We start from the raw sequence: 19555 nt of genomic DNA on the forward strand, positions 1-19555 counted from the left end.
AGGGCCATGCAAGTCGCCATCTTCATCCTGATTGTACTCGTTTTCGTCGCGGTATCAGGCGCGCTGGCGCGGCTGGTGCGCGTCCCGTTGCCGGTGCTGCAGATTGCCGTAGGGGCCGCACTCGCCTTGCCGGTGCGCGGCATCCATGTCGAGATCGATCCCGAGCTTTTCCTGCTGGTGTTCATTCCGCCGCTGCTGTTCAGCGACGCCGTCACGGCACCGAAGCGCGAGCTGCTGGCGCTGCGCGGGCCGATACTGGACCTTGCCATCGGGCTGGTCTTCTTCACCATCGTCGGCTTCGGCTACGCCCTGCACTGGCTGGTGCCGAGCGTTCCGCTCGTCGTCGCTTTCGCGCTTGCCGCGGTCCTGTCGCCGACCGACGCGGTGGCGGTGTCCTCGATCGTCGACAAGAATGTGGTTCCGGCGCGGCTGATGCACATTCTGGAAGGCGAGTCCCTGCTCAACGATGCGTCGGGGCTGGTCATGTTCCGTTTCGCCGTGGCAGCGGTGTTGACCGGCAGCTTTTCCTACGCCGTCGCATCCCTGACTTTCCTCTACGCCGTGGCAATCGGCATCCTGGCCGGCGTGGTGGCATTGTTCGTTGCCGCCAAGGCGCTGCAATTGCTGAACCGCATCGGCGGCGTGCCGGCCGAGGCACAGGTGCTGGTCATGGTCCTGCTGCCCTTCGTCGCATATCTCGGCGCGGAGCATTTCGGGGCTTCGGGCATCCTGGCAGCGGTCACCGCCGGCATGCTGACCGGCGGTTCCGGAGTTTTCCGTTTCCTTGGCGTTTCGGCGCGCATGCAGACGATGTCGCTTTGGTCGACGCTTTCTTTCGTTTTCAACGGCGCTCTCTTTATCCTGCTCGGCCTGCAGCTTCCCGACATCATCGGCAACGTGCCGCCCGGGCTCAGCGGCCGCTATCCGGTCATCCAGCCGATCTTGACGGTGTTGGCGCTGACGCTGTGCCTGATCGGGCTGCGCTTCGTCTGGATCTGGATTGGCGACACCACAGCCCGCGTCTTGGCGCGATTGCGCAAGCGCAAGTCCGAACCGTTCGGGCTGCGCATCCGGCTCGCCGGCTCGGTGGCCGGGGTGCGTGGCGCCATAACGCTGGCCGGCATTCTGTCGTTGCCGCTCGCCATGCCGGACGGCTCGCCGTTTCCGGCGCGCGACGAAGTGATCTTCCTGGCGGCCGGCGTCATCATTTGCTCGCTGGCCATCGCCAGTCTTGCCTTGCCGAAGATCGCGCACGGGCTGGTCGAGCCGGGCGAAGATCCAGGGGCGGCCGAGGAGCGCCTGGCGCGTGTCGGTGCGGCCAAAGCCGCCATCGCCCGTATCGAAAACATGGCCGCCGCGGAGAATGGGGACGAAGGCGAAGTGCCCGGCGCCCTGCTCGCCGCGGCCGACAGTATTGTCGCCGGCTACCGCCGCCGCATCGCCGCCTCCGACGAAGCCGATGAAGCACGCGCCGAAGCCCGTGAAGCCGGACGGATGGAGCTTGAATTGAGGCTCGCCGGCATCGAGGCTGAGCGCACGGCGGTGCGCGCCATGTTTCGCAGCCGAGAGATCAACGACCACACGATGCGGGCGCTGTTGACCGAGATTACGCTCACCGAGGCCTTGCTGAAGGGCTGGCAGGCGAGGAAATAGCCGGCTCTTCGCCTCGCTGCCGCAATCCGGCCAGCAAATTTCGCGCTGCAAACGTGGCGGGGCGAAAGCAACTGTGTTAATGGCGCGGCAGACCCCCGAACCTGAGGAATTCAGCCCATGGCAACAGCAGCGGCAGTGTCGAACAAATTCGAATCCTTCTTCGAAACTACACTGGCCGATGCCGATCCTGAGATTTTCGGCGCGATCCGCAACGAACTCGGTCGCCAGCGCCACGAGATCGAGCTGATCGCATCGGAAAACATCGTCTCCCGCGCCGTGCTCGAGGCGCAAGGGTCGATCATGACCAACAAATACGCCGAGGGTTATCCGGGCAAGCGCTACTATGGCGGCTGCCAGTTCGTCGACGTGGCCGAGGAACTGGCCATCGAGCGCGCCAAAAAACTCTTCAGCTGCAACTTCGCCAACGTCCAGCCAAATTCCGGCAGCCAGATGAACCAGGCCGTGTTCCTGGCGCTGCTGCAGCCCGGCGACACCTTCATGGGCCTCGATCTGAATTCGGGTGGCCATCTGACTCATGGCTCGCCGGTCAACATGTCAGGCAAATGGTTCAAGGTCGTTTCCTACGGCGTGCGCAGGGACGATAATCTGCTCGACATGGATGCGATCGAGAAGACCGCCCACGAGACCAAGCCGAAGCTGATCCTGGCCGGCGGCACCGCCTATTCGCGCGTCTGGGACTGGAAGCGCTTTCGCGAGATCGCCGATGCGGTCGGCGCCTATCTGATGGTCGACATGGCCCATATCGCCGGCCTAGTTGCCGGCGGTGTGCATCCGTCGCCGCTGCCCTATGCGCATGTGGTCACCACCACCACGCACAAGTCGTTGCGCGGCCCGCGCGGCGGCATGATCCTGTGCAACGACGAGGACATCGCCAAGAAGATGAACTCGGCGGTGTTTCCGGGCCTGCAGGGCGGGCCGCTGATGCATGTCATCGCTGCCAAGGCGGTGGCGCTGGGCGAAGCGCTGAAGCCAAGCTTCAAACTCTATGCCGAGAGCGTCGCCGCCAACGCCAAGACGCTCGCCTCCAGCCTGCAGGAGACCGGTCTCGACATCGTCTCCGGCGGCACCGACAATCATCTGATGCTGGTCGACCTCAGGCCCAAGAACGCCACCGGTAAGCGCGCGGAGGCAGCGCTTGGCCGCGCCAACATCACCTGCAACAAAAACGGCATCCCGTTCGATCCTGAAAAGCCGTTCGTCACCTCGGGCGTGCGCCTCGGCACGCCGGCCGGCACCACGCGCGGTTTCGGCCAGGCCGAGTTCCGCGAGATCGGCAAGCTGATCGCCGAGGTGCTGGACGGGCTCAAGGCCGCGAATTCCGACGAAGGCAATGCAGCCGTCGAGGCAGCGGTGAAAGCGAAGGTGGCCGCGCTGACCGATCGTTTTCCGCTTTATCCCTATCTCGGTTGAGCTCTCGCAAACTGTCGTCCCTTATCGGCTGTAGGAGAACGACCTTTCCAGCGGGGACGGAGTCCGGACAGGAGCCCTGACGATGATGCAGATTTTCCGTGTCGCTGGTTTTGGCGCGCTTGGCGTGTTGGCCACATTGACCATCTTGCCGCTGTCCGCCGCTTCGGCACAGTCCGCGCCGACCCCAGCCGCACCTAAGACGGAAACCTTCGGCAAGTGGTCCACCACCGTGGACGAGATCGATACCGGTGAGGATGTGCGCAAGACCTGCGTCGCCTCGACCGCCTTTCTCGACGCGAGCGGTACCAGCGGCACCCTCACGCTCGCCATCTCGAACGGTGATGCATTGCCGCCCAATGGCTATCCGACCCTCATCATCGCCATGAAAAACAAGGATTTGCCGACCGGTGAGAACATTCCGGCGGTATTCGGCGACAGCAACGGCAAGATCAAGGCGACGGTCAATGCGCTTGCCGGCGGGAAATGGATGTTGAACAACAAGACCGAGATCAGCCTGGCGCTACTGCGGGCCATGCGCCGCGCCGGCGCGCTCGATATCGTCTTCGCCGACAAGCCGGTCGCGACGGTATCGATGGACGGCTTCACCAAGGCCTATCGCAGTCTTGGCGTATCCTGCGGGTTCCCGACCGGCGACGTCGCGCCGTAGTCGACCGGTATTGCCGGCGGGCTGGCAATTTTGCTTGCGCCTCGCTATTTCAGAGGGTCGAGAGGCCATCCCGATACTTTGCCATCCCGGCAAAAACCTCTAAGCCTTTCGCTCCACGAGAATCGCGAACACAAGGCTCTCCATGCGCTGTCCCTACTGTCAGTCCGAAGATACGCAGGTGAAGGATTCGCGCCCTGCCGAAGACGGCGCGGCGATCCGCAGGCGGCGCGTCTGCCCCGATTGCGGTGGCCGCTTCACCACCTTCGAGCGCGTGCAGTTGCGCGACCTCGTGGTGGTGAAAAAGTCCGGACGCAAAGTGCCGTTCGACCGTGACAAGCTGCTGCGCTCGGTCGAGATCGCGGTGCGAAAGCGCAATGTCGATCCTGAGCGCATAGACCGCGCGGTGACCGGCATTGTGCGCCAGCTCGAGAGCTCGGGCGAGACCGAAGTCGCCTCGGGTGAGGTCGGTCGCCTTGTCATGGAGGCGCTGAAGTCGCTCGACGACGTCGCTTATGTCCGCTTCGCTTCGGTCTATCGCAATTTCCGCGAGGCCAAGGATTTCCACGATGTGCTGGGCGAACTCAAGGGGGATGAGCTCAAAGAAGAGGACGCCGGCTGAGCATGGCAAGGCGCAGCCAAGCCGAACAACAGGGCCTTGACCGCCGTTTCATGGCGGCGGCACTCAGGCTGTCGCGGAAAAATGCCGGGCGGACCTCGACCAACCCTTCGGTCGGCACGCTGATCGTGCGCGACGACGGCACCGGGCCAATGATCGTCGGCACCGGTGTCACCGCTGTTGGCGGCCGGCCGCATGCCGAGACCGAGGCGCTGGCCGAGGCTGGCGAACTCGCACGCGGCGCCACTGCCTATGTCACACTGGAGCCCTGCGCCCACCATGGCCGCACACCGCCTTGCGCCAATGCATTGGTCAATGCCGGTGTCACGCGGGTGGTTGGGGCCGTGAGCGACCCAGATCCACGGGTGGCCGGCAACGGCTATGCGATCCTGCGCGCCGCCGGTGTCGAAGTGGTCGAAAAGGTGCTGGTGGCAGAAGCCGCCGAGCAGATGGCCGGCTATCTCACTCGATCTCTCAAAAAGCGACCGGAAGTGATTCTGAAACTTGCGCTTTCCAGCGACGGCAAGATTGGCATGGAAGGCGAGGGGCAGGTCTCGATCACCGGCGACATCGCCCGGCGCGAAGTCTATCTGATGCGGGCCGAAGCCGACGGCATACTGATCGGCATCGGAACGGCGCTGGAGGACGATCCGGCGCTGACGGTGCGGTTGCCGGGACTGGAAAACCGTTCGCCGGCACGCATCGTGCTCGACCGCCAGATCAGGCTGCCGGAGACGTCGAAACTGGTCGCCGGCGTGGACCGGGTTCCGCTTTATGTCGCTGCCTGTGCCGAAACCGATCCGCAGCGGCGGTCAGCACTCGAACGCGCCGGCGTGCGCTTCATCGGCACTGAGACCTATGATGGCGATATTGCGCTGCCGGAGCTGCTCGAGGATCTGGCCGCGCTTGGCATGGCGAGCGTGCTGGTCGAGGGCGGCGCCAAGGTGGCCAAAGCCTTCCTCGCCGAAGGGCTGGTCGACCGGATCGTGCTGTTCCAGGGGACTGAGCCGATCGGCAAGGGCGGCATTGCATCGCCCATCGACGCCAGCCATATCCCGGCAGGATTTCGCAAATTGCGCGACATGCGTTTCGGCGAAGACAGCTATGCCGAGTGGATAAGACCATGATCCCAAAAAGTGGGAACCGGTTTTTGGGCAAGATCATGGTCAACCTGAAAGACAGTATTTGATGTTTACCGGGATTGTCACCGATGTCGGCACCGTTGCTGCGGTGAAGCCGCTGAAAGAGGGCATCGGTTTGCGCATCGACACCGCCTATGATCCTGAGACGATCGCCATTGGTGCCTCGATTTCCTGCGGCGGCGTCTGCCTGACGGTGACGGCGCTCCCGGAAAGCGGCGCCAATGCACGCTGGTTCGAGGTCGAGGCGTGGGAAGAGGCGCTCAGGCTGACGACGGCGGCGGACTGGAAATCGGGTACCAGGATCAATCTTGAGCGGGCGCTGAAGATCGGCGACGAGCTCGGTGGCCACATTGTATCGGGCCATGTCGACGGCATGGCCGAGATCGTGGCGCGCAAGGAGGAAGGCGACGCCGTGCGCTTCACGCTCGAAGCACCGCGCGAACTGGCCAAGTTCATCGCGCCCAAGGGCTCCGTCGCGCTCGACGGAACCTCGCTCACCGTCAACAAGGTCGAAGGCACGCGCTTCGACGTGCTGCTGATCCATCACTCGTTGACGGTGACCACTTGGGGCGAACGCGATGTCGGCGACCGAGTGAACCTCGAGATCGACACCATGGCCCGCTACGCGGCGCGCCTGGTGGAGGCGGCGAAAGAGGGGCTTTGAGCTGCCGTTGGAAATTAGACGCAGTCCGACCCTCTGACAAAGCTTGCGAACGCGGCCGCTTCGGCCTAAGTCACCGGCGATCCCGGAGACATCTATGGCTGGCACATCCCAACACGGCAAAGCGTTCATTCGCCCGAAGAAGAAGGCCCACCTTCTTGTCATCGAGGCTCGCTTTCATGACGACCTTGCCGACGCGCTGCTCGAAGGCGCGACAAGCGCGCTCGAGGAAGCAGGCGCGACATACGATGTCGTCACCGTTCCGGGCTCGCTCGAAATTCCCGCGGTGATTTCCTTCGCGCTCGACGGCGCCGCCGAAGGCGGGCCGAGCTATGACGGTTTTGTCGCCCTCGGCACCGTCGTGCGCGGTGACACCTATCATTTCGACATCGTCGCCAACGAATCCAGCCGTGCGCTGATGGATCTCTCCGTGCAGGAAGCGGTCTGCATCGGCAACGGCATCCTGACCACCGAAAATGACGAGCAGGCCTGGACGCGGGCCAGGCGTTCGGAAGGCGACAAGGGCGGCTTTGCCGCGCGCGCGGCGCTGACTATGATTGCCCTCAAGCAACAGTTGGGAGAGCGATCGTGAGCGAACCCGCATCACCCGGCCAGCCTGCGGTACGTCACGCCAACAAGCGCGGTGCTGCCCGTCTGGCCGCCGTGCAGGCGCTCTACCAGATGGATGTGGCCGGCAGCGGCGTCTTCGAAATCACCGCCGAATACGAGGCGTTCAGGCTCGGCAAGGAAGTCGATGGGGCGCTCTATCGCGAGGCGGATGCGCAATGGTTTCGCGCCATCCTCGCCGGCGTCGTCGAAAACCAGAAGACCATCGACCCGATCATCCGCCAGGCGCTGACCGAGGACTGGCCATTGTCCAGGCTCGATTCGACGCTGCGCGCCATATTGCGCGCCGGCGTCTACGAATTGATGAAGCGCGAGGACGTGCCGGTCGCCGTCATCGTCTCCGAATATGTCGACATCGCCAAGGCCTTCTATGAGGAAGATGAACCGAAGCTGGTCAACGCGGTGCTCGATCGCGTGTCGCGCCGGGTGCGCGGCGAGGGGCGCGGCAAGGACGCGCCATGACGGCCATTGTCGCCGTCGAGGCCATTAAGGAAGCGCGCCGCACCGCGTTCATCCTCGCCGCTTCGCAGGCGATTATCGGTTCGGCCGCACCCATCGCCATTTCCCTGGGAGCGCTGGCCGGGCAGCATCTGCTCGATGCCGACAAGTCGCTGGCGACGGCGCCGGTCACGGGTTTCAACGTCGGCGTGGCGCTCGGCTCCTTGCCGGCCGCGGCCATCATCCGCTGGCTGGGCCAGCGCGACGGCTTTATGACCGGCACGATTGTTACTGCGCTGGGTGGCCTCATAGCGACACTGGCACTCTTCCACCCCAGCTTCTGGCTGTTCGCCTTCGGCCTGACCGTCATCGGCATCGGCGGCGCCTTCGTCCAGCAATTCCGCTTCGCCGCCGCCGACAATGCGACGCCGGAGTTCAAAGCGCGCGCCATCTCCTTCGTGCTGGCCGGCGGCGTCGTCACCGCCATACTCGGGCCGCAGATCGTCATCTTCACCCGCGACTTGTTTTTGCCGGTGATGTTTGCCGGCTCGTTCGCGTCCATCCTGGTGTTGGCCGCGGTCGGCGCCGCCATTCTCTCCTTCCTGCGCGTTCCGGCCAGTGCAACCGGCAAAGCCGAAATCGTCGGCAGCGACGCCCGCCCACTTTCAGAGATCGTGACGAGACCGCGTTTTGTCGCGGCTCTGTTTTGCGCCGTCGGCAGCTATGCGCTGATGAGCTTCGTCATGACCGGCGCGCCGTTGGCCATGGTCGGCTGCGGCCTGTCGACGGACGACGCCACGCTCGGCATTTCCTGGCATGTCATGGCGATGTTTGCGCCGAGCTTCTTCACCGGCTCGCTGATCCATCGCTTCGGTGCCGAGCGCATCGTTGCGGCCGGGCTTGTATTGCTCATCGGCTGCGCCGTGGTGGCACTGTCGGGCTTGGCGTTGTGGCAGTTCTGGACGGCGCTGATCCTGCTCGGCCTCGGATGGAATTTCGGCTTCATCGGCGCCACTGCCATGGTCGCCGACAGTTATCGGCCGTCCGAAAAAGGCAAGGTCCAGGGTTTTCACGACTTCGTCCTGTTCGGCTCCGTCGCCTTTGCTTCGCTGATGTCGGGCGCCGTCTACAATGCCTGGGGCTGGGAGATGCTGAACTGGATCATCTTCCCGGTGACGGTGCTGTGCTTCGTGGCATTGGGCGCATTGAAGATGACGGGCTTGCGCGGGACTACCTGACACGACGCTGTCGGGACGAGCCACGCCCGAATTTACTGCATCGGAACAAAATTATTGCGCCCATCCCCCATCTTATGAAACCGTGTGCCCCGACGGAGCATTGAAGCCATGCTCATATGCGGCAGCCGTAGTCCGGTTCTCAGCAAGGGATTTGTCAAATGTTTTCAGTCAAGATTCTGGCCGGCGCGGCTCTGGCGCTCGGCATCACCGTGGTCTCGGCGAGCGCCCAGGTGGTGGTGTCGTCGAAGATCGACACCGAAGGCGGCGTGCTCGGCAACATCATCCAGCTGGTGCTGAACGCCAACAACATCCAGACCACCGACCGGATCCAGCTCGGCGGCACCCCTGTGGTGCGTAAGGCGATCACCGCCGGCGAGATCGACATCTACCCGGAATACACTGGCAACGCCGCTTTCTTCTTCGAAAAGGCCGACGACCCCGTGTGGAAGGACGCCGTCAAGGGCTATGAGACGGCCAAGAAGCTCGACTATGACGCCAACAAGATTGTCTGGCTGTCGCCATCCCCGGCCAACAACACCTGGGCGATCGCTCTGCGAAAGGATGTCGCCGAAACCAACAAACTGGCGACGCTATCCGACTTCGGCAAATATGTCTCCGGCGGCGGCCAGGTTGTGCTGGCGGCCTCGGCCGAGTTCGTCAATTCGGCCGCCGCGCTGCCGGCCTTCCAGACCACCTATGGCTTCACGCTGAAGCCGGACCAGCTGATCACGCTGTCCGGCGGCGATACGGCAGCGACCATTGCCGCGGCAGCGAACCAGACCAACGGCGCCAATGCCGCCATGGTCTACGGTACCGATGGCGGCATCGCGCCGTCCGGCCTGGTCGTGCTCGAAGACGACAAGGGCGTGCAGCCGGTCTACCAGCCGGCGCCGATCATCCGCGAGGCGGTGCTGAAGGAGCATCCCGAAATCGAGACGCTGCTGAAGCCGGTCTTCGCCAAACTCGACCTCGTCACCCTGCAGGAATTGAACGGCCGCGTGCAGGTCGGCGGCGAACCGGTCAAGGGCGTCGCCGAAGAGTTTTTGAAGAAGAACGGGTTTTTGAAGTAGTCAGCCACCGGTGCGCAGCGCGCCCCTCTGGTCCGGCTGGATCCTCCCGATAGGCCTCGGGAGGGTGCGGTCGCCGGAACTGCCAATCTCCCCCCTTGCGGGGGAGATGTCCGGCAGGACAGAGGGGGGTGCTGTCCCGCCGGCCTATAAACCAATCGTAGCCACTTTGTTTGTCGGAGTTCCTTTCGAGCAAGCCCACGCTCGAAAGTTGGCGATCCTTCCCACCCCCCTCTGCCCTGCCGGGCATCTCCCCCGCAAGGGGGGAGATTGGATGTCACTTCGGCTTTCGCCAATCTCCAAGGCCGCTAGACGGGCGCTCTCCACAAAGCTGTCGATCTTTCCGTTCGGGGGTCTCCGATGACTCTCCGCTTCGACAAGCTCGGCGTGGTCATTGCCGCGATTGTTGCCTATGCCGCTTTCGCGGCACCCTTCGCCACCTTCCGTGCCAATCGCATCGTGCCAGGCGAGGCACGCTCGATTATCGAGGCTCTGCCTGCGTTGGCAGGCTCGCTGCTGCTGGCGGTCGTCGTCGCCGCGGCGCTTATCGCGCTTTTGAAGACGCCGCTGATCTCGCGCCTTGTCGCCAGCGTGGCCGCGCTTTCAGCACTGGCGCTGCTGATCGGGGTCGCCGGCAGCTTCCTGACGCCTGAGGGCAACAGCTTTGCCCGCATCTCGCCGGCCTCGGGCTTCTGGCTGCTCATCTTCGCCTTTACGCTTTTGCTCGCCGACGTTCTGACAAGGCTGAACCTGTCGCCAGCGGCGCGGATCGGCGTGCTCGTCGTCGCGGCAGCGGCGATCGGCGTGCTGCTGGTCTCGGGAAGCTGGAACAGCCTGTCGATTCTCAAGGAATATGCCAACCGTGCCGACAGTTTCTGGGCGGAAGGCTCCAAGCATGTGACGCTGGCGCTGGGCTCGTTGGCCGCGGCGGTGATCGCAGGCCTGCCGCTCGGCATCCTCTGCCACCGCGTCGAGAAATTGCGGGCCGGCGTGCTGAACGTTCTGAACATCATCCAGACCATTCCCTCGATCGCGCTGTTCGGCCTGTTGATCGCGCCGCTCGGCTGGGTCGCCACGCATGTGCCCGGCGCCGCCTCCCTCGGCATTCGCGGCATCGGCACCGCACCGGCTTTCGTCGCCCTGTTTCTCTATTCGCTGCTGCCGGTGGTGGCCAATACCGTGGTCGGGCTGGCCGGCGTGCCACGTGCAGCCAACGACGCGGCGCGGGGCATGGGCATGACCGACCGCCAGCGCCTGTTCGGCGTCGAATTTCCGCTGGCTTTTCCGGTGATCCTCACCGGCATCCGCATCGTGCTGGTCCAGAACATCGGCCTTGCCACCATCGCGGCGCTGATCGGCGGCGGTGGCTTCGGCGTGTTCGTGTTCCAGGGCGTTGGCCAGACCGCGATGGACCTGGTGCTGCTTGGCGCCATCCCGACGGTGGCGCTGGCCTTTGCCGCCGCCATCATCCTCGATGCGGTGATCGAAATGACCGCCACCAAGAGACGCGAGGCGCAACCGGCATGATCGAGATCGAAGGCATTACCAAGCGCTATGACGCGACAACGGTGGTCGACGATGTGTCGATGGTGATCGAGCCGCGCACCATCGCCGTCATCGTCGGCACCTCCGGTTCCGGCAAGACGACGCTGCTTCGCATGATCAACCGGCTGGTCGAGCCAACCGCAGGCGTGATCAAGCTCGACGGCGCCGACAACCGCTCGCTGCCCGGCTATGAGCTGCGCCGCAGCATCGGCTACGCCATCCAGGGCCATGGTTTGTTTCCGCATCGCACGGTGGCGCAGAACATCGCCACCGTGCCGGTGCTGCTCGGCTGGGACGCGGCCCGTATCAAGCGCCGCGTCGACGAGTTGATGACGCTCTACCAGCTCGATCCCGAGGCGTTTGGGCCACGTTATCCGCACGAGCTCTCCGGCGGCCAGCAGCAGCGCGTCGGCGTTGCCCGCGCGCTTGCCGCGGAACCGAACGTGCTGTTGATGGACGAGCCGTTCGGCGCGCTCGACCCGATCATCCGCAACAAGGCGCAGGAGGATCTTCTGGCGATCCAGAAGCGCTTCGGCACCACCATCATCCTCGTCACCCATGACATGGAAGAGGCGGTGCATATGGGCGACAAGATCGCGGTGATGGATGCCGGCAAGTTGGTGCAATATGCCAAGCCCGCCGAGATCCTGGCGAAGCCGGCCAGCGCCTTCGTCGAGAGCCTGGTCGGCGCCAGTGAAAAGCCGTTCCGCCTGCTGTCGCTCGGCCGCGTGCGCGATGCGGTGGAGAAGGGGACCGCCGAAGGCGAGGCGATCCCCGACGATGCCAGCCAGCGCGATGCGCTGGCCGAGCTCCTCTGGTCGGGCCGCCCGGCTCTGCCGGTGAAGGGCGTCGACGGTAAGCCGCTCGGCCGCGTGACGGTGGACGGTCTGGTGAAGCGCGCGGCGAGGCCGGCATGAAAGAGGCTGGCTTAAAAGCCTGGCTTCCATCGCTGCTCAGGCTTGTCCTGGTGGTGTTGCTCGTTGCATTCGTGACCAATCCAGGTTGGTTCGAGCCGCTGCTGAAGCCGCTGACCGAGAACAACGCGCCGGCGATCTATAACCAGGGAAGCCTGCTGTCGCTGACGCTGCTGCATCTGAGGACCGTGCTGATCGCCACCGTGGCCGCGACCATCGTTGCCGTGGCACTCGCCATCCTGGTCACCAGGCCGGCCGGCGTCGAATTCCTGCCGCTGTCGCGCAGCCTGGTCAATATCGGCCAGACTTTTCCACCGGTGGCGGTGCTGGCACTGGCCGTGCCAGCGGTCGGCTTCGGCGAGAAACCGACCCTGATCGCGCTGTTTCTCTATGGCCTGCTGCCGATCTTCGAGAACGCGCTGACCGGGCTGACGACGCTCCCGGCCAATGTGGTCGAGGCGGCGCGCGGCGCCGGCATGCCCGGCTGGCAAAGACTGATCAAGGTCGAGCTGCCGCTCAGCGCGCCGATTATTCTCGGCGGCATCCGGCTGTCGGTGGTCATCAGTCTCGCCACCGCAACGATCGGCTCGACCGTGGCGGCCAGGACGCTGGGCGAGGTGATCATCGCCGGTCTGTTGTCGAACAATCTCGCCTTTATCCTGCAGGGCGGCCTGATCGTCGCAGCTCTTGCCGTGCTGATCTATGACGGGTTGTCGGCGATCGAGCGCTACACAGCTCGGCGTATGGGGCGGGAGGCGGCGTAGCCGACAGGTCAGAGCTCAGATATCGCGTTCGCTCATCCCGGCCAGCGCCAAGAGATGCCGCAAGAGCCCCGTTTTGAGCGGTTTGTTGCTGTGAATCGGGATCGAAAGGCGCACGATGCTACCTTCCTTGCCGTAGATGTGATGACTGCCAGCAACACGCAAAAGCTTCCAGCCTTGCCGCTCTACGGCACACGCAAACTCTTTGCCGGAAATGGACTTCAAACAGCGATTTCCATGACCCGGCCGGGTTCTGAAGTGAAAGATAGCGGCTCTACCGAGAGGCAGCCTTCGATCGCTTCACGCAAGTTCTCGACAAGTTCGTCCAAGGTTTCACCCTGGGTCGCGCAGCCGGGAATTGCCGGCACTTCGGCCCAGTAGCCGCCTTCTTCGGCTTCGTGAATGATAGCCTTGAACTTCATGGGTCAGCTCCAATTCGACCTTGAAGATAGGCTACCCCGTCTGGGTTTGCAAAGCAGGACGAGCGCTGCCTATTCGCAAGTTTCTTGCTGCGCCTGATCAGGCTCGCGCCGGGTGATCGAGCGTCAGTTCGAGCGTGCTGCCCGTCTCGCCCGAAATCCAGCGGCGGCGGATGACTGCAAAATCGTACTGTCTTGCAGCTTTCATAAAAGAAACAAGGTCACCCACGGCGCAATTGCTGTCGAGATCGAGAGCTTCGACAGTCTCCGCAATGCCGTGCAGGCCAGCATAATGTCTCGCGATGGTGGTGAGCACTATGATCACTGGAACCCCAGTTGCGCGATCTTCGGGACTCGGCGATTGATGCGTGCGATGCCCCGATCTTTCAGCAGGAGTTCTTGCCATGACCGCGCGTCTCTCCAAGATCGTCATGTGTCTGTGTCTGGCGATTTTCGCCTTCCTCGTCGCTTTCGGCAACATCACCGATTACGGCTCAAACTTTGCTTTTGTCCAGCATGTGCTGAGCATGGACACAACCTTTCCTGGGAACGCATTGATGTATCGCTCGATCACGAACCCATCGCTGTGGACGGCAGGCTATTGGCTGATCATCCTGGGCGAGGCGCTGACCTGCCTGCTTTATCTGATTGCCGCGTGGAACCTGTGGCAGGCGCGCAATGCCAGCGGGCAGGTTTTCAACGACGCCAAGAACTTCGTGGTGATCGCCGCCACCATGGGTTTCCTCGTTTGGTATTTCGGCTTTATGGTTGTCGGCGGCGAGTGGTTCGCGATGTGGCAGTCTTCGACGTGGAATGGCCAGGAGGCGGCGTTCAAATTCTACATGACCATGCTGGCGGTGCTGATCTTCGTCGTCCAGCCGGACGGCGACCTGCGCAAAGGCTGACGACCACCAGCCGATTTCAATCGATCTAATTGGCTGGCGGCGCTGGCGAGCGTGTCGCTGCACATAGCTTTTGGGCGAAAGCCGGGCAAAAACCGAACAATATCTTGACGTTCGCAACCCTGTTTCGCATAAGCCGGTGCTAGGGGAGGGGGGGGGGGGGGGGGGTGCCGCCCCCCCCCCCCCCCCCCCCCCCCCCCCCCCCCTGTCTCAACGGCCCAGGGAGGGGTTCTTTTGGGTCATCAATCGAGGAAAATCTGGCAATGACCATAATTTCAGCTGTCATCGCCTGCGGTCTGCTTTCAGTCCTTTACGCCATCTGGGCGACACGTTCGGTCCTCGCGGCCGATCAGGGCAATGCACGCATGCAGGAAATTTCCGCGGCCATCCGCGAAGGCGCGCAAGCCTATCTGGCGCGTCAGTACACCACCATCGCTATCGTCGGCGTCGTGGTCCTGCTGCTCGCCTGGTGGCTGCTTTCGATCACCGCCGCCATCGGCTTCCTGATCGGCGCCATTCTGTCGGGCGCCGCCGGCTTCATCGGCATGCACGTCTCGGTGCGCGCCAATGTACGCACCGCGCAGGCGGCTTCCAACAGCCTCGCTGCCGGCCTCGAGATCGCCTTCAAGTCGGGCGCCATCACCGGCATGCTGGTCGCTGGCCTGGCTCTGCTCGGCGTCTCGATCTATTACCTGATCCTTACCCACTTCATGGGTCTTCAGCCGAATGACCGCGTCGTCATCGATTCGCTGGTTTCGCTCGGCTTCGGCGCCTCGCTGATCTCGATCTTCGCTCGTCTCGGCGGCGGCATCTTCACCAAGGGCGCCGACGTCGGCGGCGATCTCGTCGGCAAGGTCGAAGCCGGCATTCCCGAAGACGATCCACGCAATCCGGCCACCATCGCCGACAATGTCGGCGACAATGTCGGCGACTGCGCCGGTATGGCCGCCGACCTGTTCGAGACCTATGCGGTGACGGTGGTCGCCACCATGGTCCTCGCTGCCATCTTCTTCGGCGGCACCGCCGTCCTCGGCGCCACGATGCTCTATCCGCTGGCCATCTGCGGCGCCTGCATCCTGACGTCCATCGTCGGCACTTTCTTCGTCAAGCTCGGCTCCAATGGCTCGATCATGGGCGCGCTCTACAAAGGCCTGATCGTCACCGGCCTGCTGTCGATCCTCGGTCTCGGCGTCGCCACCTCGGTCACGCTGGGCTGGGGCGAGATCGGCACGGTCGCTGGCATGGCGATCACCGGCAGGAACCTGTTCATCTGCGGCCTGGTCGGTCTGCTGGTGACCGGCCTCATCGTGGTGATCACCGAATACTACACCGGCACCGACAAGCGCCCGGTGAACTCCATCGCCCAGGCATCGGTCACCGGTCACGGCACCAACGTCATCCAGGGCCTTGCGGTCTCGCTGGAATCGACGGCACTTCCAGCGATCGTCATCGTCGGCGGCATCATATCGACCTATCAGCTCGCCGGCCTCTACGGCACGGCCATCGCGGTCACCACGATGCTTGGCCTTGCCGGCATGATCGTTGCGCTCGACGCCTTCGGCCCGGTCACCGACAATGCCGGTGGCATTGCCGAAATGGCCGGCTTGCCCAAGGAAGTACGTCAATCCACCGATGCGCTCGACGCCGTCGGCAACACCACCAAGGCGGTCACCAAAGGTTACGCCATCGGTTCGGCTGGTCTCGGCGCGCTGGTGCTGTTCGCGGCCTACTCCAACGACTTGCAGTTCTTTGCCGCCAATGGCGACAAATATCCTTACTTCCAGGGCATGGGCGAGGTCTCCTTCGACCTCTCCAACCCATACGTCGTCGCGGGTCTGATCTTCGGCGGCCTGATCCCGTATCTGTTCGGCGGCATCGCCATGACCGCCGTCGGCCGCGCGGCGGGCGCTATCGTCGAGGAGGTGCGCAAGCAGTTCCGCGAGGATCCGGGCATCATGGCCGGCACGTCGAAGCCGAACTATGCGCGTGCGGTCGATCTTTTGACCAAGGCCGCTATACGGGAAATGATCATTCCGTCGCTGCTGCCGGTGCTGGCGCCGCTGGTCGTCTACTTCGGCGTGCTGCTGATCTCGGGCTCGAAGGCGTCCGCCTTTGCAGCGCTCGGCGCCTCGCTACTCGGCGTCATCGTCAACGGCCTGTTCGTCGCCATCTCGATGACCTCTGGCGGCGGCGCCTGGGACAATGCGAAAAAGTCGTTCGAGGACGGCTTCACCGACAAGGACGGCGTCAAGCATCTCAAGGGTTCCGAAGCGCATAAGGCCTCGGTGACCGGCGACACGGTCGGCGATCCCTACAAGGACACCGCCGGCCCGGCCGTCAACCCGGCGATCAAGATCACCAATATCGTCGCCCTGCTGCTGCTGGCCGTACTCGCGCACGGCTGACCAAACAGGACTATCGGTTCAAACAAAAACCCGCCGGAGCGATCCGGCGGGTTTTTTGTTGCCTTATTTCTTGATGCGGGCGGCGACCGGGTAGGGATCACATGCCGGGCGACGATCCACCGGGGAGGCCAGGCGCCAGCTTGCTGGCGCCGTTGATGATCTGGCTGAGGAAGTTCTGATCCTTGCCGCCGGTCGGCGTGGTCCGCGAGATGAAGTCGAACACTTTGCCGTCCTTCAAGCCGTAATTGGCGATCTGCGTAACGCGCCCGTCCTCGCCGAAATAGACGGCCAGCACCTTCTGGTCGACCAGCCTCGGCTTGTCGAAGGCGACGTAACGCTTGCGCGTCTGTGAGATGTAATAGAAGGCTTCGTTGTCGAAAGTCGCCTTCGTCGATGGGGTGCCAAGCGCCAGTAGCACCTGTTCGCGGCTCGAGCCGACCGGCACCAGGTCGATCGCCTGCTGGTCGATGACATAGCCCTGCGTCAGCGTTTCACTTGGATTGAGATCACCGATCATCTTCGACGAGTTGCAGGCGGAAAGCGCCGAAGCAACCACCAGCAGCGAGACCGCGCCGGCGGACCTGGACAAAGCGAACCTGGGCAAAAAAGTCGACTTGAATTTCAGCGCGCGCAACTACAACTCCATTAGCTGGCCGCAACTTGCGCTGGGCCGCAAAACCGGTAAACCAGCTTGCTCGCCGATGCAACAAGGCCAATTCAACAATCGGTCCCCGGGAGACCACCCTCAATGTTCCAGCGCCTTTTTGGTCGCGAACGTCACGCCAACCGCGCTATCACCGAGGCGCTTTACGCACAAATCGTGGCAGCGGCGCGGCAAACTGTGTTTTATTCCGACTGGAATGTACCGGACACACCGCTTGGCCGCTTCGAGATGCTGTCGCTGCACATGTTCCTGTTTCAGCACCGGCTGCGCGGCGAGGGCGGTGTTGGAGGCGAGGTCGCGCAAGTGCTGATCGACGAGTTCTTCATGGATGTCGAGCATTCGCTGCGGGAACTGGGCGTCGGCGACGTCGGTGTGCCGAAGCGCATGAAGAAACTGGCGAAGATGTACTACGGCCGCACCGCCGCCTATGACGATGCGCTCGAACGAAATGACCGTGATGCGCTCGCCGCGGCCCTTGCCCGCAATGTAAGGCCCGATGCCGGCGCCTGGCCGCAAGCGACACATCTTGCCGACTACGTCGCCGATGTCTCTAAGCGACTGACGGAACAGCCGACCGAATCGATTGTTTCCGGCACGGTGGCATTCCCCATGGCCAAGACTATCTAAGAAAATAAGACTATCTAAGGAAAAGATGAAACACGCCGATTCCCAGAGCCCTGTGTCCTTTGTGGCCAATGTCGCCCGGCTGCCACAGAAGGGATTGCCTGTGGTTATCGAGGCTGACGCCGCGCAGCGCGCCGCACTGGCCGGCGAACACGAGTTGCTCTCGGTCGAGAACTACCGAGCCGAACTTCTGGTGACGCCATGGAAGCGCAACGGCGTCAAGGTCAGCGGCCGTGTCGAGGCCGATATCACCCAGGCCTGCATCGTCACCCTCGACCCGGTCGCGGCGCATATCGACGAGGCGGTCGACGGATTGTTCCTGCCGGAGCAGTCCAAGCTCGGGCGGCAGGGTTTCGAGGGCGGCGGCGAGATATTGCTCGATGCCGAAGGGCCGGACAGTCCGGAAACATTCTCCGGCAATACGATTGATGTCGGGGCGCTCGCCGAACAGTTCTTTGGACTGGCGATCGATCCCTATCCGCGCAAGCAAGGCGTTTCGATGGAGGCTGCCGACGATGCCGGAACTGCGGAAAGCGAATTCCAGCAAAAGCTGCGTTCTCTGCTGGGAAAATCCTGAAAAGCCGACCCAATCGGAGAAAGCCGGTTGTGCGGCAGCCCAAAAACGCTATTTTCGCCGAACCTTCGCGAGCCCCAATTGCCAGCGCCAGGCGCTCGCTCAAGCAAACTGTGAGATGATTACCGCGTGATCAGGATTTCCATCGATGCCATGGGCGGCGATCACGGACCAAGCGTGGTCATCCCGGCGCTCATGACGGTCGCGACCCGGCGTCCCGACATCCGTTTCGTCATCTATGGTCGCGAGGAGGCGGTGCGCCCCGAGCTCGCAAAACTCCCCAAGCTGGCGGAAGTGAGCGAGTTCATCCATTGCGAGATAGCAGTCAGGATGGACGACAAGCCGAGCCAGGCGCTGCGTCATGGCCGCTGGAAGTCATCGATGTGGAAAGCCGTCGAGGCGGTCAAGACAGGCACTGCCGACGCATGCATCTCGGCCGGCAACACCGGCGCGCTGATGGCGATGTCGAGGTTCTGCCTTCGCACCATGGCGACCATCGACCGTCCGGCGATCGCGGCGCTCTGGCCGACATTGCGCGGCGAAAGCGTGGTGCTGGACGTCGGCGCCACCATCGGCGCGGATGCGCATCAACTGGTTGATTTTGCCATTCTGGGCACCGGCATGGCGCGCTCGGTTTTCGGCATCGAACGGCCGAGCGTCGGCCTGCTCAATGTCGGCGTCGAGGAGATCAAGGGTCAGGAAGAGGTCAAGGAGGCGGGCCGTATGTTGCGCGAGGCCAACATGGCCTCGATGAACTACCACGGTTTCGTCGAGGGCGACGACATCGGCAAGGGCGCCGTCGACGTGGTCGTTACCGAAGGATTTGCCGGCAACATCGCGCTGAAGACGGCGGAAGGCACGGTACGACAGATCGCCGGTTACCTGCGCGCCGCAATGGACCGCACGCTGATGGCCAGGATCGGCTATATATTCGCCAAGGGCGCCTTCGATCGCCTGCGCGAGAAGATGGATGTCGGCCGCTCCAATGGCGGTGTTTTCCTGGGGCTGAACGGCATCGTGGTGAAAAGCCATGGCGGGGCTGATTCGGACGGCTTCGCGGCGGCGATCGAGCTTGGCTACGACATGGTGCGCAACAATTTGCTCGATCGCATCGAGGCCGATCTCGACCTGTTCCACGCGCGCAATCCGCAGGCCCAGACATCTAGGAAATCCGACGTCGTTGCCGACGCAAAGGAATAGGAAAGAG

At 63.3% G+C, this 19555-nt stretch carries 22 protein-coding genes; 18 read left to right on the forward strand and 4 right to left on the reverse strand.

Going from position 1 to position 19555, the window contains the following annotated elements; genetic code table 11:
- Nucleotides 1-6: 6 nt before the first annotated feature.
- The 13 genes from AC0L26_RS05665 (at nucleotide 7) to AC0L26_RS05725 (ending at nucleotide 12763) form a co-directional block, all read left to right on the forward strand.
- Nucleotides 7-1653 carry a Na+/H+ antiporter gene (locus AC0L26_RS05665; RefSeq protein WP_473631676.1) on the forward strand — a complete coding sequence of 549 codons (1647 nt, stop codon included), beginning with the start codon at nucleotides 7-9 and terminating at the stop codon, nucleotides 1651-1653.
- A 117-nt stretch (nucleotides 1654-1770) separates the two neighbouring features.
- Nucleotides 1771-3084 carry a serine hydroxymethyltransferase gene (gene glyA, locus AC0L26_RS05670; RefSeq protein WP_473631677.1) on the forward strand — a complete coding sequence of 438 codons (1314 nt, stop codon included), beginning with the start codon at nucleotides 1771-1773 and terminating at the stop codon, nucleotides 3082-3084.
- Nucleotides 3085-3169: 85 nt separating this feature from the next.
- Complete coding sequence (locus AC0L26_RS05675) at nucleotides 3170-3751, forward strand: invasion associated locus B family protein (protein ID WP_473632134.1); 582 nt, start codon at nucleotides 3170-3172, stop codon at nucleotides 3749-3751.
- A 142-nt stretch (nucleotides 3752-3893) separates the two neighbouring features.
- A complete protein-coding gene (nrdR, locus tag AC0L26_RS05680; protein ID WP_023798407.1) occupies nucleotides 3894-4370 on the forward strand; it encodes a transcriptional regulator NrdR in 477 nt (158 codons plus the stop codon).
- Nucleotides 4371-4372: 2 nt separating this feature from the next.
- The gene (gene ribD / locus AC0L26_RS05685; protein WP_473631678.1) at nucleotides 4373-5494 is read left to right on the forward strand and encodes a bifunctional diaminohydroxyphosphoribosylaminopyrimidine deaminase/5-amino-6-(5-phosphoribosylamino)uracil reductase RibD; all 1122 of its coding nucleotides are present in this window, start codon (nucleotides 4373-4375) and stop codon (nucleotides 5492-5494) included.
- Between the two features lie 61 nt (nucleotides 5495-5555).
- A complete protein-coding gene (locus tag AC0L26_RS05690) occupies nucleotides 5556-6173 on the forward strand; it encodes a riboflavin synthase (RefSeq protein WP_473631679.1) in 618 nt (205 codons plus the stop codon).
- Nucleotides 6174-6267: 94 nt separating this feature from the next.
- Complete coding sequence (gene ribH, locus AC0L26_RS05695; RefSeq protein ID WP_258117801.1) at nucleotides 6268-6762, forward strand: 6,7-dimethyl-8-ribityllumazine synthase; 495 nt, start codon at nucleotides 6268-6270, stop codon at nucleotides 6760-6762.
- Nucleotides 6759-7259 (forward strand): transcription antitermination factor NusB, encoded by a 501-nt coding sequence (gene nusB / locus AC0L26_RS05700; protein WP_473631680.1) that lies wholly within the window; start codon nucleotides 6759-6761, stop codon nucleotides 7257-7259. The genes ribH and nusB overlap by 4 nt, the downstream gene beginning before the upstream one ends.
- Nucleotides 7256-8473 carry an MFS transporter gene (locus AC0L26_RS05705; RefSeq protein WP_473631681.1) on the forward strand — a complete coding sequence of 406 codons (1218 nt, stop codon included), beginning with the start codon at nucleotides 7256-7258 and terminating at the stop codon, nucleotides 8471-8473. Before nusB ends, AC0L26_RS05705 begins: the two co-directional genes overlap by 4 nt.
- 158 nt (nucleotides 8474-8631) lie before the next feature.
- Nucleotides 8632-9543: a glycine betaine ABC transporter substrate-binding protein OsmF gene (osmF, locus tag AC0L26_RS05710; protein WP_473631682.1), complete on the forward strand. Its 912-nt coding sequence runs from the start codon at nucleotides 8632-8634 to the stop codon at nucleotides 9541-9543.
- A 357-nt stretch (nucleotides 9544-9900) separates the two neighbouring features.
- Entirely contained in the window at nucleotides 9901-11067 is a 1167-nt protein-coding gene (locus AC0L26_RS05715) for an ABC transporter permease (RefSeq protein ID WP_473631683.1), read from the forward strand.
- The gene (locus tag AC0L26_RS05720; protein ID WP_473631684.1) at nucleotides 11064-12002 is read left to right on the forward strand and encodes an ABC transporter ATP-binding protein; all 939 of its coding nucleotides are present in this window, start codon (nucleotides 11064-11066) and stop codon (nucleotides 12000-12002) included. Before AC0L26_RS05715 ends, AC0L26_RS05720 begins: the two co-directional genes overlap by 4 nt.
- Nucleotides 11999-12763, forward strand: a complete 765-nt coding sequence (locus AC0L26_RS05725; protein ID WP_473631685.1) for an ABC transporter permease — start codon at nucleotides 11999-12001, stop codon at nucleotides 12761-12763. Before AC0L26_RS05720 ends, AC0L26_RS05725 begins: the two co-directional genes overlap by 4 nt.
- A gap of 15 nt (nucleotides 12764-12778) precedes the next feature.
- On the opposite strand, the gene AC0L26_RS05730 is transcribed toward AC0L26_RS05725, so the two are convergent.
- The 3 genes from AC0L26_RS05730 to AC0L26_RS05740 all read right to left on the reverse strand — a co-directional run bounded on the left by AC0L26_RS05730 (nucleotide 12779) and on the right by AC0L26_RS05740 (nucleotide 13504).
- Nucleotides 12779-12985 carry a type II toxin-antitoxin system HicA family toxin gene (locus AC0L26_RS05730; protein WP_473631686.1) on the reverse strand — a complete coding sequence of 69 codons (207 nt, stop codon included), beginning with the start codon at nucleotides 12983-12985 and terminating at the stop codon, nucleotides 12779-12781.
- The gene (locus AC0L26_RS05735; RefSeq protein WP_023798395.1) at nucleotides 12982-13182 is read right to left on the reverse strand and encodes a type II toxin-antitoxin system HicB family antitoxin; all 201 of its coding nucleotides are present in this window, start codon (nucleotides 13180-13182) and stop codon (nucleotides 12982-12984) included. The genes AC0L26_RS05730 and AC0L26_RS05735 overlap by 4 nt, the downstream gene beginning before the upstream one ends.
- 97 nt (nucleotides 13183-13279) lie before the next feature.
- On the reverse strand, nucleotides 13280-13504 hold the full coding sequence (locus AC0L26_RS05740; protein WP_473631687.1) for a hypothetical protein: 225 nt from the start codon (nucleotides 13502-13504) through the stop codon (nucleotides 13280-13282).
- 79 nt (nucleotides 13505-13583) lie between these two features.
- Here AC0L26_RS05740 and AC0L26_RS05745 point away from each other — a divergent pair, with 79 nt between their 5' ends.
- Both AC0L26_RS05745 and AC0L26_RS05750 read left to right on the forward strand, forming a co-directional pair.
- Nucleotides 13584-14084, forward strand: coding sequence for a DUF2165 family protein (locus tag AC0L26_RS05745; RefSeq protein WP_354493477.1), 501 nt, complete (start codon nucleotides 13584-13586; stop codon nucleotides 14082-14084).
- 260 nt (nucleotides 14085-14344) lie between these two features.
- Nucleotides 14345-16486 (forward strand): sodium-translocating pyrophosphatase, encoded by a 2142-nt coding sequence (locus AC0L26_RS05750; RefSeq protein WP_473631688.1) that lies wholly within the window; start codon nucleotides 14345-14347, stop codon nucleotides 16484-16486.
- Between the two features lie 97 nt (nucleotides 16487-16583).
- On the opposite strand, the gene AC0L26_RS05755 is transcribed toward AC0L26_RS05750, so the two are convergent.
- Nucleotides 16584-17120: an outer membrane protein assembly factor BamE gene (locus tag AC0L26_RS05755; protein ID WP_352935099.1), complete on the reverse strand. Its 537-nt coding sequence runs from the start codon at nucleotides 17118-17120 to the stop codon at nucleotides 16584-16586.
- 114 nt (nucleotides 17121-17234) lie between these two features.
- Between AC0L26_RS05755 and AC0L26_RS05760 the strand changes: the two genes are divergently transcribed.
- The 3 genes from AC0L26_RS05760 to plsX all read left to right on the forward strand — a co-directional run bounded on the left by AC0L26_RS05760 (nucleotide 17235) and on the right by plsX (nucleotide 19548).
- Nucleotides 17235-17777, forward strand: a complete 543-nt coding sequence (locus tag AC0L26_RS05760) for a ubiquinol-cytochrome C chaperone family protein (RefSeq protein WP_473631690.1) — start codon at nucleotides 17235-17237, stop codon at nucleotides 17775-17777.
- Between the two features lie 25 nt (nucleotides 17778-17802).
- Nucleotides 17803-18351 carry a YceD family protein gene (locus tag AC0L26_RS05765; RefSeq protein WP_473631691.1) on the forward strand — a complete coding sequence of 183 codons (549 nt, stop codon included), beginning with the start codon at nucleotides 17803-17805 and terminating at the stop codon, nucleotides 18349-18351.
- Nucleotides 18352-18477: 126 nt separating this feature from the next.
- Nucleotides 18478-19548, forward strand: coding sequence for a phosphate acyltransferase PlsX (gene plsX, locus AC0L26_RS05770; protein ID WP_352935090.1), 1071 nt, complete (start codon nucleotides 18478-18480; stop codon nucleotides 19546-19548).
- The last annotated feature ends 7 nt before the right edge of the window (nucleotides 19549-19555 follow it).

Source organism: Mesorhizobium sp. WSM4823 (assembly GCF_055811195.1).

Coding starts and splice junctions, on each gene's coding strand:
- ribH (WP_258117801.1), top strand. CDS start 6,268: ATGGCTGGCACATCCCAACACGGCAAAGCGTTCATTCGCCCGAAGAAG.
- osmF (WP_473631682.1), top strand. CDS start 8,632: ATGTTTTCAGTCAAGATTCTGGCCGGCGCGGCTCTGGCGCTCGGCATC.
- AC0L26_RS05725 (WP_473631685.1), top strand. CDS start 11,999: ATGAAAGAGGCTGGCTTAAAAGCCTGGCTTCCATCGCTGCTCAGGCTT.
- AC0L26_RS05675 (WP_473632134.1), top strand. CDS start 3,170: ATGCAGATTTTCCGTGTCGCTGGTTTTGGCGCGCTTGGCGTGTTGGCC.
- AC0L26_RS05760 (WP_473631690.1), top strand. CDS start 17,235: ATGTTCCAGCGCCTTTTTGGTCGCGAACGTCACGCCAACCGCGCTATC.
- AC0L26_RS05750 (WP_473631688.1), top strand. CDS start 14,345: ATGACCATAATTTCAGCTGTCATCGCCTGCGGTCTGCTTTCAGTCCTT.
- AC0L26_RS05715 (WP_473631683.1), top strand. CDS start 9,901: ATGACTCTCCGCTTCGACAAGCTCGGCGTGGTCATTGCCGCGATTGTT.
- AC0L26_RS05735 (WP_023798395.1), bottom strand. CDS start 13,182: ATGAAGTTCAAGGCTATCATTCACGAAGCCGAAGAAGGCGGCTACTGG.
- ribD (WP_473631678.1), top strand. CDS start 4,373: ATGGCAAGGCGCAGCCAAGCCGAACAACAGGGCCTTGACCGCCGTTTC.
- AC0L26_RS05765 (WP_473631691.1), top strand. CDS start 17,803: ATGAAACACGCCGATTCCCAGAGCCCTGTGTCCTTTGTGGCCAATGTC.
- AC0L26_RS05745 (WP_354493477.1), top strand. CDS start 13,584: ATGACCGCGCGTCTCTCCAAGATCGTCATGTGTCTGTGTCTGGCGATT.
- AC0L26_RS05720 (WP_473631684.1), top strand. CDS start 11,064: ATGATCGAGATCGAAGGCATTACCAAGCGCTATGACGCGACAACGGTG.
- nrdR (WP_023798407.1), top strand. CDS start 3,894: ATGCGCTGTCCCTACTGTCAGTCCGAAGATACGCAGGTGAAGGATTCG.
- glyA (WP_473631677.1), top strand. CDS start 1,771: ATGGCAACAGCAGCGGCAGTGTCGAACAAATTCGAATCCTTCTTCGAA.
- AC0L26_RS05690 (WP_473631679.1), top strand. CDS start 5,556: ATGTTTACCGGGATTGTCACCGATGTCGGCACCGTTGCTGCGGTGAAG.
- AC0L26_RS05665 (WP_473631676.1), top strand. CDS start 7: ATGCAAGTCGCCATCTTCATCCTGATTGTACTCGTTTTCGTCGCGGTA.
- AC0L26_RS05705 (WP_473631681.1), top strand. CDS start 7,256: ATGACGGCCATTGTCGCCGTCGAGGCCATTAAGGAAGCGCGCCGCACC.